Annotated in this window: 10 protein-coding genes; 7 read left to right on the top strand and 3 right to left on the bottom strand. The window is 38.7% G+C overall.

Going from position 1 to position 13851, the window contains the following annotated elements; translation table 11 throughout:
* Positions 1-61 precede the first annotated feature (61 nt).
* From AC1M9E_RS01155 to AC1M9E_RS01140, 4 genes are all read left to right on the top strand, one after another.
* Positions 62-1339, top strand: a complete 1278-nt coding sequence (locus AC1M9E_RS01155) for an O-acetylhomoserine aminocarboxypropyltransferase/cysteine synthase family protein (protein ID WP_488224951.1) — start codon at positions 62-64, stop codon at positions 1337-1339.
* A gap of 241 nt (positions 1340-1580) precedes the next feature.
* Positions 1581-2468 (top strand): SDR family NAD(P)-dependent oxidoreductase, encoded by an 888-nt coding sequence (locus AC1M9E_RS01150; protein ID WP_488224950.1) that lies wholly within the window; start codon positions 1581-1583, stop codon positions 2466-2468.
* Positions 2469-2584: 116 nt separating this feature from the next.
* Positions 2585-2884: a hypothetical protein gene (locus AC1M9E_RS01145; RefSeq protein ID WP_035263939.1), complete on the top strand. Its 300-nt coding sequence runs from the start codon at positions 2585-2587 to the stop codon at positions 2882-2884.
* Positions 2885-2996: 112 nt separating this feature from the next.
* The gene (locus AC1M9E_RS01140) at positions 2997-3314 is read left to right on the top strand and encodes a hypothetical protein (protein WP_092767300.1); all 318 of its coding nucleotides are present in this window, start codon (positions 2997-2999) and stop codon (positions 3312-3314) included.
* 58 nt (positions 3315-3372) lie between these two features.
* On the opposite strand, the gene AC1M9E_RS01135 is transcribed toward AC1M9E_RS01140, so the two are convergent.
* Both AC1M9E_RS01135 and AC1M9E_RS01130 read right to left on the bottom strand, forming a co-directional pair.
* Complete coding sequence (locus tag AC1M9E_RS01135) at positions 3373-5568, bottom strand: bifunctional SulP family inorganic anion transporter/carbonic anhydrase (protein ID WP_481607868.1); 2196 nt, start codon at positions 5566-5568, stop codon at positions 3373-3375.
* Between the two features lie 195 nt (positions 5569-5763).
* Positions 5764-8130, bottom strand: coding sequence for a Tex family protein (locus AC1M9E_RS01130; protein ID WP_481607869.1), 2367 nt, complete (start codon positions 8128-8130; stop codon positions 5764-5766).
* Between the two features lie 482 nt (positions 8131-8612).
* Between AC1M9E_RS01130 and ompR the strand changes: the two genes are divergently transcribed.
* From ompR to scpC, 3 genes are all read left to right on the top strand, one after another.
* A complete protein-coding gene (gene ompR, locus AC1M9E_RS01125) occupies positions 8613-9377 on the top strand; it encodes an osmolarity response regulator transcription factor OmpR (protein WP_035263934.1) in 765 nt (254 codons plus the stop codon).
* A gap of 107 nt (positions 9378-9484) precedes the next feature.
* Positions 9485-10945: an ATP-binding protein gene (locus AC1M9E_RS01120; protein WP_481593240.1), complete on the top strand. Its 1461-nt coding sequence runs from the start codon at positions 9485-9487 to the stop codon at positions 10943-10945.
* A gap of 208 nt (positions 10946-11153) precedes the next feature.
* Positions 11154-12671 (top strand): succinyl-CoA:acetate CoA-transferase ScpC, encoded by a 1518-nt coding sequence (gene scpC / locus AC1M9E_RS01115; protein WP_092767310.1) that lies wholly within the window; start codon positions 11154-11156, stop codon positions 12669-12671.
* A gap of 398 nt (positions 12672-13069) precedes the next feature.
* On the opposite strand, the gene phoU is transcribed toward scpC, so the two are convergent.
* Positions 13070-13795, bottom strand: coding sequence for a phosphate signaling complex protein PhoU (phoU, locus tag AC1M9E_RS01110; protein ID WP_035263928.1), 726 nt, complete (start codon positions 13793-13795; stop codon positions 13070-13072).
* Between the last annotated feature and the right edge of the window lie 56 nt (positions 13796-13851).

Raw genomic sequence — 13851 nt, 5'->3', positions numbered from 1 at the left:
TAATATGATTAGGGTGCTATATTCTCATTGAACAATTTTTAAACCACAAGAAGATCTCAAAATGACATATAAGGACGAAACCCTCGCCATCCATGCTGGATACTCACCTGAACCAACGACTAAAGCAGTTGCGGTACCCATTTATCAAACGACGTCTTACTCATTTGATAATACGCAACATGGCGCAGACCTATTCGATTTAAAGGTCTCTGGGAATATTTATACACGGATTATGAACCCAACGACTGCTGTGCTTGAACAACGTATTGCAGCACTCGAAGGTGGGATCGGCGCATTAGCACTTGCATCAGGTATGGCAGCCATTACCTATGCCATTCAAACCATTGCTGAAGCTGGGGACAATATCGCTTCTGTATCTACACTTTATGGTGGTACATATAATTTATTTGCACATACGCTACCAAAACAAGGGATCGAAGTGCGCTTCTTCGATTATCAAAATCCAGAAAGTTTGCGAGCACTTGTTGATGAAAAAACTAAATTAGTCTTCGTTGAGTCTATTGGTAATCCACTCGGCAATATTATTGATTTAGAAGCGATTTCCAAGATTGCACATGAACTTGGCATTCCTGTGATTGTGGACAATACAGTTGCTACACCAGTGCTTCAAAAATCTTTTGAATTTGGTGCAGATATTGTTGTTCACTCTCTAACCAAGTACATCGGCGGACATGGTAATTCAATCGGCGGTATCATTGTTGACAGCGGTAAATTCCCTTGGGGTAAATATCCAGATCGTTTTAAAGCATTAAATACGCCCGATCCAAGCTATCACGGCGTGAACTATGTCGAAGCACTTGGTGAAGCAGCTTATATTGCACGTGCTCGTGTCGTGCCATTACGCAACACAGGTGCAGCGATTAGCCCACAAAATGTTTTCTTAATCCTGCAAGGTTTAGAAACATTAAGTTTACGTATGGAACGTCATACTGAAAATGCTTTAAAAGTTGCTCAATATTTACAAGCTCATCCAAAAGTAAAATGGGTAAATTACGCAGGACTACCTGATCACCCGCAACATGCTTTAGCTCAGAAATACGTTAAGGGCAAACCTTCAGCAATTCTTTCATTTGGAGTACAGGATGGCTTAGCAGGCGGAACTCGCTTTATTGATGCCCTACAATTATTCACACGATTGGTGAATATCGGTGATGCAAAAAGCTTAGCATGTCACCCAGCAACTACAACGCATCGCCAACTGAATGAAGAAGAGTTAAAAGCTGCTGGCGTTTCTACGGATATGGTTCGCTTATCTATTGGAATCGAACATGCTGACGATTTAATCGCCGACCTAGAACAAGCGCTCGCTCAAGTTTAATCTTGGTAATACATTAGAAATAAAGCCTCATGACTGGGGCTTTATCCTCATTTACCATATCGTCTTTTTCAATTATTTTATTCGTATTACCACAATAAAAAATTAGAGCATTTACTCTAATTTTTACAATAAATTCATAAACTTATGCCATGGTTGATTTTCATTTTTCCACTATGCTGATTTGTATGACACGTTTAAAAATACGTGTTCCACAATTCATTGCATTTACAGGGAGAATGAAGTGAATAAAAAATTAGAACAGCGTTTTAAAAAACGTGTCCATGGAAAAAATATTCTGATTACAGGCGCGTCCAGTGGTATCGGTTTAACTGTTGCACATCAATTGGCTGCGGCAGGTGCGCATGTATTATTGGTGGCACGAACTGAGGAAACTTTACAACAAGTAAAATATGAGATTGAGCAAAAAGGGGGAAAAGCTGACATTTTTCCTTGTGATTTGAATGATATGAGTTCAATCGATGCTGTAACGCAACAAATCTTGAATAGCGTCACACATATTGATATTTTAATTAATAATGCAGGTCGTTCGATTCGCCGTGCAGTCCATGAGTCCATCGACCGTTTTCACGATTTTGAACGCACGATGCAACTCAACTATTTTGGTGCTGTTCGCCTCATTTTAAATATCCTTCCACATATGATAGACCGTGAACGTGGACATATTATTAATATCAGTTCAATTGGTGTATTAGCCAATGCTACACGCTTCTCTGCATATGTCGCTTCAAAAGCTGCATTGGATGCATTTAGCCGTTGCCTATCAGCTGAAGTCCATGCGCATAATATCGCTATCACCTCGGTCTACATGCCTTTGGTCAGAACGCCGATGATCGCTCCAACTAAAATATATAAATACGTGCCAGCACTTTCACCGATTCAAGCTGCAGATTTAATCGCTGGTGCTATTGTGAACCGTCCAAAAAAGGTAACGACTGGTCTTGGAAAACTTGCATCAATTACTTATGCAATTGCACCTGATATTAATAATAAATTGATGTCGATTGGATTTAATTTATTTCCAAGCTCTACTGCTTCTGTCGGTCGCCAAGAAAAATTAAACATTGTACAGCGTGCATATGCCCGACTATTTCCTGGCGAATATTGGTGATCGAACAAGTTAATTTAAGTACTTTGTGAGATGATCTTGTTACATTTTCACTGTGTGATTTTAATTATTCTTTAAGAATTAAATGCCATGATCAAAACATAAAATAGGAGTTTGTCATGGCTCAAATTTATTTTTTTAGATTATTTTTTCTAGCAGTTGCTGTTTTGATTTTTACTCAAATCATGAGCATGATTATTCAGCAACATTACTCATTCGACACCTTATTACAGCTAGGTTTATTTTTAATTTTGCTTGAGCTGGGATTCAACATAAAACCAGCCGATGCTCAAAATAAAACTGAATTGGATCAACAGCAGATGAATCATGCCAAAGCACCAAAGTCTTATGCATATCATTTGTCAAAAATAGGTTTAGGCACTATTGCATTCAGCTTGATCTTACCGAATCTTATTTAGTGCTAATCATGATTGGGTTCAAATCTAGGCGTAAAAAAATTTTGAGATCATTCGTTAGGTGGCAGAGTTATGTTATAAACCTTACATCTTATTGATTTTATGCTTTGTACTTATGCGTGGTTTAGCTTTAGTGCTGCAATGTGCAGCCATCGCATTTGCGATATTCCTCATTTATCAAGTTACTCTCGGTTTTTATACTCAAGAATTTAAAGTTTTAGACGTAGTCGCAGATGTAGGAACTATTCTCATCTGTATCGATCTTGCCGTATTCTTGTGGCATAGCCGCCAAACTAAAGCTGCCAACCTACAAGACTATGCACAAAAGATCGAACAATCCGTTCCAAAATTCGTAAAAATTTCACGAAAATTAGGTCATCTCGGGATTTTATTGATCTTAACCAGCTGGATTGTCCCCATGATTAATGGATAAATTAAAAACCTCCCATTTGGGAGGTTTTTAATATCACTTACTGATGAAATGAGATCATTTAAGATAAAAAGTTGACTTGACCAGATTTCACATCATAGATTGCGCCAACAATCCCAATCTCTTTACGCTCAATCATGTCTCTTAACGTGTCACTATTTTTAATAATATAATTAATATTATTTCGCACATTTAACACAGTTACGGCATCAATAAAATTGGTTGTAAGTTGATAATTACTCATATCATTTTTGACTGTTTCCGCCGCCTGCATAATCGGCTTCAAAAAATGCTGAACGTTCGGTGTATCTTTTAGTTGACTCAAATCCACTTTTTGCTCAAATAAATGACAAGCAGATCCTACCGCACCACAGTCCGTATGCCCCAATACCACGATCAGTTTTGAACCTTTGGTTTTACATGCAAACTCTAAAGAGCCCACGACTTTTTGACCAGCAATATTTCCAGCAATACGCAAACTGAATAAATCACCGATTCCTACATCAAAAATGCGCTCTGTCGGTGCTCTAGAATCCATACAACCCAACACTGCAGCAATAGGATGTTGCCCTGCATTTGACGTAACTTGAATTTGGCGAGCAATATTATGGTGTAAACGCTGATGATTAATAAAACGCAAGTTCCCGTCTTTTAGCATCTGTAAAACTTGATCAGGACTGAGCTGTTTTTGGAGTTCTTGCGTACTCACATCAAGATCGAGCTCGTCCTCTTTTATTTCAGGATAATGTGCTTTAAAACCTTGTAAATTAACTTTTATCCCCTGCTTTACCGCCACTTCACTTTGAAAGTCCTTAATAATTTGATAGATATCTGGATCAATATAATAGGTATTGGATGCATCGATTAGCACATTTTCATGCGGTTTAACTTTTTCTAAAGCGGTGACGAGTGCGGCACGATTTAAAAAACTTAAATTCGGTGCTAATTCAATACGGGTAAGTGAACCATGCAAGTGTTTTTCATGGATCACACGTACACCACGGTGTAAATGACTCTGTAAGATAATCAATAAACTGATCACTAGACCAATCATGATGCCTTTCAGTAAATCAGTTGCAATGATTGCAACTACCGTGACAATAAAAGGTAAAAATTGTTTCCAACCTTGCGCATAAATCCGTTTAAATAGGCTTGGTGTTGCCAATTTAAATCCAGTCAAGATTAAGATTGCTGCTAATGAAGATAGCGGTATCGCATTGATTAATGGGGTGAGCGCCACCACTGCAACAATCAGTAAAAAACCATGAAAGATTGCAGAAAATTTGGTTTTAGCTCCACTGGTTGCATTCACTGAACTACGAACAATGACTGAGGTAATCGGCATACCACCGATCAATCCTGACATAGAGTTTCCAACACCCTGTGCAAATAATTCACGATTCGGTGGTGATGAGCGCTTTTGTGGATCCATCTTATCGGCAGCTTCTAAATTCAATAGTGTTTCAAGAGAAGCTACCACCGCTAATGTAATTGCACCCGTATAAATTAAACTATTATTCCAATACGAAAAATCTGGAAACTGGAAAATCGTTTCTGAACCAGAAAAGATATTCGGAAGATTAATCAATTGTTGAGGGTTTACTGCATATGGAGAGCCGATTTTCAACATGATAAAGTTAAGAAGTCCAGCAAATATCACCGCAATCAAGGCTGAAGGCAGCGGCAGTTTTTTTAATTTACTACTATCCCACAGTAGGATTAACGCAATACAACTTAGACCAATTAATCCTGAGCCAATATCAATATGACTCAGTACAGATTGAATTGACCATTGATCAATCAAAACAAAGCCTTTGACATCCAAACCAATCAATTTAGGTAATTGACTGATAATCAGTAACAGACCAATCGCGGCAAGCAATCCCAAAATCACATTGGTGGGTACGAAATTTGAGAAAACACCTAACCTAAAAATACCAAATAATATTTGTAAAATTCCAGCTAAAAACAATGTGAACAAAAAGGCTTGATAATTACCTTGTAGTAATTCAATTTGGGTCAATACAATCGCCACTAAGCCTGCAGCGGGACCAGATACACTGATATGTGAGCCACTAAAAAAACCAACAACGATTCCACCAATCACGCCAGCAATAATGCCTGAAATGAGTGGTGCACCTGATGCATGAGCTATGCCCAAACAAAGCGGAAGTGCAACAAGGAAAACAACCAGACCTGAGAGCAAATCACGATTATAAAATCGAGGTTTCAGCTCGTTATTTTGAGATATACTCATGTTTAATTTCTCTTAATTATATGACTTATAAAGTTAAAAATAATTTTGAAGTGAATTGATTATTAAGTTTTTCTTGTTGTTTTATACCATCTTAAAGTTTACATTTAAAATAAATCACCTTGATGTTCTTCATTTATTTAAAAACATAAGCATAAAAAAACCTCCCATATGGGAGGTTTTTTACCTGATTAAAGATTACTTCGAACCTTTAACCCCTGCTTGTAATAATAATGCACCTAAACCACCAATCTTCTGTTCTTGTGGTTTCTGCTGCTGAGGTTTTTTCGCATGTTGTGGGCGATCACCCTGTGGACGTGCTTGCTGAGGACGCTTCGCGTGTGGTTTACGCTCACCACGTTGCTCTTGCTGGCCATGAGTTTCACGACGTGGCTGGCGCGGTGCCTTCGCAGGTGCTTCAGATCCTGCAGGGCGCATCGATAAATTAACACGATTACGTTCCACATCAACTTGTAACACACGCACTTGAACAATTTGCCCTGGTTTCACAAACTTATGTGGATCAGAAATAAATTCATTCGCTAGTTCTGAAATATGAACTAAACCATCTTGATGAACACCAACATCAACAAATGCACCAAAGTTCGTTACATTGGTCACTACACCTTCAAGCTCTAAGCCTTCAGTCAGTTGTGAAACCTCAGTAATGTCATCACGGAACTTCGCTGTACGGAACTCTGGACGTGGATCACGACCTGGTTTTTCAAGCTCCGCCAAAACATCTTGGATCGTTGGTAAACCAAATTTGTCATCAACAAACTCTTCAGGTTTAACCTGACGAATGATTTCAGTATTGCCAATAATATCTTTTACAGTGGTCGCTTTCGCTTCAACAATCTTGTTGACTAAACCATAAGACTCAGGATGAACTGCTGAAGCATCCAATGGCTCTGAACCGTCTTGAATACGTAAGAAACCTGCAGCTTGCTCAAAAGTACGCTCACCTAAGCGTGGTACTTTTTTCAAATCTTGACGATTATCAAAACGACCATTCTCTTTACGGTAGTCTACAATTTGCTGTGCTATAGATTTGTTTAATCCTGCGATGTAACCCAAAATCGCTGAAGATGCTGTATTCACATCTACACCAACTGAGTTCACACAGTCTTCCACTACAGCTTCAAGCGTTTTTGCCAAGCCTGTTTGATTCACATCGTGTTGATATTGACCTACACCAATTGATTTAGGATCAATCTTCACAAGTTCAGCCAATGGATCTTGTAAACGACGCGCAATAGATACTGCACCACGAATCGATACGTCTAAATCTGGTAATTCTTGTGAAGCCAATTCAGATGCTGAATATACTGAAGCACCTGCTTCAGATACAGACACGCGCGTTAATTTAAGATCAGCATGAGCAGCCATCATTTCCACAACAACAGCTTCTGTTTCACGACTCGCGGTACCGTTACCAATAGCAATTAGCTCAACATTGAATTCACGACATAAACGTGCCAATTCATTGATTGAGCCTTCTTTATCTTCTTTAGGTGCGAATGGATAAATCGTGCTGTGTGCCAGTACATCTCCAGATGCATTCACGACAGCCAATTTCACACCTGTACGGATACCAGGATCCACACCTAAAGTAGTACGTGAACCTGCTGGTGCAGATAAAAGTAAATGACGTAAATTTTCTGCAAATACTTGCATTGCTTCTGCTTCAGCAGCCAAACGCTTTTCTGTCAGAAGTGAATGCTCAATTGTAGGCCGGACTTTGCCGAGCCAGAATAATTTTGCAGTTTGCTTCAGAAAATCTTGACGGGCTTGAGGTTGAACTTGATCAAGATTGTATTCAGTTTCAATGCGCGCCAAAGGAGCATCATTTTCACCATCAACTTTTAGACCTAGTACATTCTCTTGACGTCCACGTAACATTGCCAATAAGCGATGTGATGGAACTTTGTTTAAGTTTTCAGAAAAATCGAAGTAGTCACGGAATTTTTTACCAACTTCTTTTTTCTCTTCACTAGCAACTAAGCTTTTTAACACTGCTGTTTTTGCAAACATCGCTTTAAGCTCTGTCGTGAGTGCAATATTTTGTGCCCAGTCATCAATGAGAATATGCTGAACAGCGTCTAATTGACTCTCTAAATCAGAATAATCTTCATGATTAAATCCTTCTAAAGCTTCTGCAGGTTCAACATTTTCATTATAGATTTTTTCAGCGATTGGGCCTAAACCAGCCTCTTTTGCTTTAAATGATTTACTCGTACGTTTTGGACGATACGGTGCGTAAATTTCTTCTAATGCATTTTTTGTTTCAACGGCATTGACGCGAGCTAACAAATCATCCGTGAGTTTATTTTGTTCTTTCAGTGATTCAATGACCTTTTCACGGCGTTCAAATAAATCACGAAGGTAAGTTAATCGGGTATCCAGTTGACGTAACTGCGTATCGTCTAAGCCTTGAGTTACTTCTTTACGGTAACGTGCAATAAATGGAACACTAGAACCTTCATCAATCAGCTTAATGGCAGCTTCTACTTGGTTTGGACGTACGGCAAGTTCACTTGCCAACTGCTGAACTAAGTCAGTCATCGTGTTAAATTCCACAAGGATAAGGACTAAAAGTTAGTGATTATAAAGACCGAGACTATAAAATCCACAATTGTTTTGAATATTTGCAATGAAATTTTAAATAAAAGTCTCAATTTTTCTAGTTTTATCTCCCAGAGAAAAATCTTCAGGTGAAGTCTCTGATCAATTATTTGAGTGTAATGCGTCATTGTGTCATCACTTTGACAATGAATTAAAACATTTAACTCTTTAAAATCACTTTATTTTTCTGATTTTGATGTAAATTTCTTGCTTTCAATAGCACTTCAAATTAGCTTCATATTGAATAGCGATTTTATTTTAAATTATTTGCCTAAAAACAGGTCAATACATGTTGTGATTTGGTTTCAGAACACACTTAAAATTGTAATTTTGAGCAATTTGATACATAGTCTTAACAAGAACTTAGGCATTATACTGAGACAAATGAATATTTATAAATACAACTTTTAAGGGAGTGCATCATGAGTTTAGTTGTACCTGCTGAAAATACTGATGTAGTACACAATGACACTGACAGAGTTGAACGCATTCTGGTCGTCGACGATGATGTGCGTCTTCGTACCCTTTTACAACGGTTTTTAGAAGATAAAGGTTTTGTGGTTAAAACCGCACATGATGCCACGCAAATGGATCGGTTATTACAACGTGAACTTTTCTCGCTCATCGTTTTAGATTTTATGCTTCCTGTAGAAGATGGTTTAAGCATTTGTCGTCGTTTAAGGCAGTCTAACATCGACACGCCTATTATTATGCTCACTGCACGTGGTAGCGACTCTGATCGTATTGCAGGGCTTGAAGCAGGTGCTGATGACTATCTACCAAAACCATTCAACCCAAATGAATTGTTAGCTCGTATCCGAGCTGTACTACGTCGACAAGTGCGTGAGGTTCCTGGGGCACCAAGCCAAAATGTTGAAGTGGTTTCATTTGGTCCTTGGTCACTCGATCTATCGACTCGAACATTGACTCGTGAGGGTCAAGTGGTGACCTTGACTACTGGTGAATTCGCAGTACTCAAAGCATTGGTGCAACATCCTCGTGAACCGTTGACACGTGATAAATTAATGAATTTGGCGCGTGGTCGTGAATGGGGAGCAATGGAACGTTCTATTGATGTTCAAGTCTCTCGTTTACGTCGTTTAATCGAGGAAAATCCGGCGCGCGCACGCTACATTCAAACGGTGTGGGGTGTGGGATATGTATTTGTACCAGATGGTGCAGAATAATTTTTTAAACAATGGACTCCGCCATCAATGATGTCGGGGTCTTTATTTTATGTATTAAACAATTACATGCACTTATTCTTTTTAAGCCCAAACTCTCAGGTTAGACCGTGAAACTTGATCCTATTGACCCACAAAAATTTAATGAGTTTGTTGCGTATTCAGAGCGAAAACGAACGAAATGGGAACGCTTTCTTGACAAAATCAAGCCGCGCTCCGCTGCAATGCGAACAACAGTTTTGGTTGTTTTTGTGGTGTTCTTTAGTCTGTTTATGTCACTTTGGTTTTTTTGGAAAACCCTCTATTTACCAGAGATTCAACAGCATGCACGCTACCTTGCGGTTGAACTCGAAATTATCAACAACCCCGACCTTCGAATTTTTCATGGTGACACTGAACTTGATGTTGACACATGGTTAAAACAGCGTGTTGGAATTGAATACGTTACAGACCCTGCTGCGTTCCCCAACCAGCGCGATAAAGTCATTGCTGAATTCTTTACGAACCAAGTTGAAAAACGTTTGGCCAAAGAACTCGACGTACCTGAAGTGACTGTCTATTTCCAATTTAAACCCAGCCCACGTATTTGGATTCAAACCCCAGAAATGAACGGGAATTGGGTTCAAGAGCCGTTAAAAACTTATGCGAATTATAGCCCCGAATTGATTTTGGCATGGTTTCTTGGCGTACCGCTGATTTCAGCCATGATTATCTTAACTTTAGTGAGACAGCTCAATCGCCCACTACGCCGACTGCAAAATGCAGCAAATAGCTATAGTAAAACTGGAAAAGCCCCCTATCTTGAGACGAACCACGGACCTTTGGAAATCCGCCAAGTCAACCAAGCCTTTAATCATATGATTTATACATTGGAGCTCACTGAACGTGATCGTCAAATTATGTTGGCTGGGATTTCACATGATTTAAGGACCCCGCTCACTCGAATTCGACTGAGTGCCGAAATGATGTCAGATGATGACTTCTTGAAAGAAGGTTTAATCTTTGATGTGGATGATATGGATGCCATTCTTAATCAGTTTATTTCTTACATGCGTGATGGTTCAGATGAAGACCTAAAAGAAACCAATATCAATACCCTTTTGCAAGAATTAGTTATTCAGTTTAAACCCCTGGATATTCGCTTTGAACCAGAAGAACTCCCACTGATTACTGCACGTTCGCTTTCCCTCAAACGCTTAATTGGTAACTTAATTAATAATTCTAAGCGTTATGGTGCTGAACCCATTGAGCTAAGTGCGAAAGTTGAGGGAGATCATCTAAAAATTTGTGTTGCTGATCACGGTGATGGAATCCCAGAAGATCAAATTGAAGACCTTATGCAACCTTTTGTACGTGGCAATGAAGCACGTACCATCCAAGGGAGTGGTCTTGGTTTAGCCATTGTGAAACGAATTGTCGATATTCATGAAGGTGAATTAAAAATTCATAATCGTCCTGAAGGAGGTCTTGAAGCTATCATTCTACTACCCCTTTTAACACCTCAAGCTGCTGATATTTCAACCAATAGCACCTTAGATAAAATCAGGCAAACCATCACCGAACGATTTTGATGAATGGTGAATAGTTGAACGGTTGAATTGGTTTAATTATTCACCATAATGAAAATTAAATATAAAAAACAATATCTTACAAACAATAATATATCTTTATATCCGCATTTTTTGAAAAAATTAGACCTTAGCCTAACAAGTATGCAAAATGGCTCGCTTGATCGGTACAATCGGTGCCAGATCCAGAATATCAAGAGAAGAGTAAACCATGTCTTTAGATCGCATTCGTTTAGAGTCACTTCATGAAAAAGTCATTTCAGCTGAACAAGCTTCAACGTTTATTGAAGATGGCATGACCGTAGGTATGAGTGGTTTCACGCGTGCTGGTGAAGCTAAAGCAGTTCCATTGGCATTGGTAAAACGCGCTCATACAAACCCTTTAAAGATCACTTTAATCACTGGTGCGTCTTTGGGTAATGACTTAGATAAACAGTTAACTGAAGCTGGCGTATTGGCTCGTCGTCTACCTTTCCAAGTCGACAATACTTTGCGTAAAGCGATCAATAAAGGCGAAGTAATGTTTATTGATCAGCATTTGTCAGAAACTGTTGAACAAATGCGTAATAAACAATTGAAAAAGCCTGATATTGCAGTCATCGAAGCTGTAGCAATTACTGAAGATGGTGGCATCATTCCAACAACTTCAGTAGGTAACTCAGCAAGCTTTGCAATTTTTGCAGAAAAAGTAATTGTTGAAATTAATACAAATTTAAGCCCAGCATTCGAAGGCTTGCACGATATTTATATCCCATCTTATCGTCCGACACGTCAGCCGATTCCACTCACTCAAGTTGATGAGCGTATTGGTACACATGCAATTAATATCGATCCTGCTAAAATTGTTGGCATCGTATTTAACAGCGAATTCCATGATTCTCCATCAACAGTCACTGCACCAGATGATGAGACTCAAGCAATTGCAAACCACTTAATCGAATTCTTTGAAAAAGAAGTGGCTGAAGAACGTCTTCCTAAAAATTTAGGTCCATTACAAGCAGGTATTGGTTCAATTGCGAATGCGGTATTAACGGGTCTTAAAGAATCGAATTTTGAAGATCTCATCATGTACTCAGAAGTACTTCAAGACTGTACTTTTGAATTAATTGATGCTGGTAAAATGAAATTCGCTTCTGGCTCATCAATTACACTTTCTGCACGTTATGGTGAAAAAGTATTCAATAATCTTGAGCAATACAAAGACAAACTTGTATTACGCCCTCAAGAAATTTCAAACCACCCAGAATTGGTACGCCGTTTAGGGATTATCGGGATCAATACTGCGCTTGAATTTGACATCTACGGCAATGTGAACTCTACGCACGTATGTGGTTCAAAAATGATGAATGGTATTGGTGGTTCAGGTGACTTCGCACGTAATGCGCATATCGCAATCTTCGTGACTAAATCAATCGCTAAAGGCGGTGACATTTCATCTGTAGTGCCGATGGCATCTCACGTAGATCACACAGGTCATGACGTAGACGTTCTTGTTACTGAACAAGGTCTTGCTGATTTACGTGGTCTTGCACCGCGTGAACGTGCACGTGCAATCATCGATAACTGTGTTCACCCATTGTATAAAGACGCATTAAACGACTATTTCGATCGTGCATGTGCTAAAGGTGGACAAACTCCTCACCTACTTACAGAAGCGCTCTCTTGGCATTCTAATTTCGAAGAAACAGGTCATATGTTATCTGCACCTGCAGAAGCAAAATCTGCATAAGTATGACTTAAAAAAGCCCTGAATATCAGGGCTTTTTTTATTTCGAAAGATTCTAAAATACTTTTAGATCATCATAATATTTGACATAAACCAATAAAATAGGCAGGATTGAATAAGATGCTTAAATGTGAACTATTTTACATTTTATTAATATTAAATTACACAAAATCACACTTTTATGGCTGAACTTTACACATAATTTAAGTATTATTATTTCATAGCAAGATTATGAGTGAACAAATAATAATAACAGCGTACTGTTTCATCAGTTTTCCTTCCTAGATTTCCCCCAAAATCTAGGAATTTTTTTGTCTATATGTTTTACAGAACTCAAGTTTAGTGTCCACATAAAAAAACCTCGATATTCGAGGTTTTTTGTGTTTGAAACGAATTCTATTTTAATGATTACCTTGAACTTTTTCCTCAATCTCTTCCACACTGGTGTGACGAACATCGTAGCCTTTAGCCATATAAATCACTTGTTCAGAAATATTACGCGCATGGTCACCAATACGCTCTAGAGATCGCAGCACCCACATGACATTCAGAACACGAGAAATATGACGAGGATCCTCAATCATGTAAGTCATTAATGTACGTGTAGCAGATTGATATTCACGATCGATATCTGCATCAGCCAACAATACTTTTAGTGCTTGCTCTGCATCAACGCGTGCAAATGCATCCAATGCATCATGAATCATTACTCGAACTTGGTTACCGATATGACGTGTTTCCATATAACCACGAGGTGACTCACCTTCTTCACATAGATTTTGGGCTATACGTGCAATTTTAGCTGCTTCATCACCTATACGTTCTAAATCGGTATTGGCCTTGCTCATTGCAATCACCATACGCAGATCACTTGCAGCAGGATGACGGCGTACTAAAATCAAAGTCAAGCCTTCATCAATTTCACGCTCGTAGCGGTTTACCGTATTATCCTGAAATTGGACATCTACAGCCAAATTCACATTGGTGTCTAAAAGAGCATGAATGGCATTAGCAACTTGTTGCTCAACCAAACCACCCATCGCCATAAATTTGGTATGGACATCTTGCAAATCTTCGTTAAATTGAGAAGAAATATGGTGGCTAAGTACAGGATTATTAGAGCTCAAAGTCTTATTACTCCACACAGCGTGAATGGATTGAAATTTTTGCCATATTAAAGCAT

The organism is Acinetobacter sp. 24-47-47, from assembly GCF_057737035.1.
Note: the sequence above shows the minus strand (reverse complement) of the source record. Positions and strands in the feature narration are given on the sequence as shown.

Bases quoted from the DNA above. Each gene is read 5' to 3' on its own strand.
- ompR (WP_035263934.1), top strand. From the start codon at position 8,613: ATGAGTTTAGTTGTACCTGCTGAAAATACTGATGTAGTACACAATGAC.
- AC1M9E_RS01140 (WP_092767300.1), top strand. From the start codon at position 2,997: ATGCGTGGTTTAGCTTTAGTGCTGCAATGTGCAGCCATCGCATTTGCG.
- AC1M9E_RS01155 (WP_488224951.1), top strand. From the start codon at position 62: ATGACATATAAGGACGAAACCCTCGCCATCCATGCTGGATACTCACCT.
- AC1M9E_RS01145 (WP_035263939.1), top strand. From the start codon at position 2,585: ATGGCTCAAATTTATTTTTTTAGATTATTTTTTCTAGCAGTTGCTGTT.
- AC1M9E_RS01130 (WP_481607869.1), bottom strand. From the start codon at position 8,130: ATGACTGACTTAGTTCAGCAGTTGGCAAGTGAACTTGCCGTACGTCCA.
- AC1M9E_RS01135 (WP_481607868.1), bottom strand. From the start codon at position 5,568: ATGAGTATATCTCAAAATAACGAGCTGAAACCTCGATTTTATAATCGT.
- scpC (WP_092767310.1), top strand. From the start codon at position 11,154: ATGTCTTTAGATCGCATTCGTTTAGAGTCACTTCATGAAAAAGTCATT.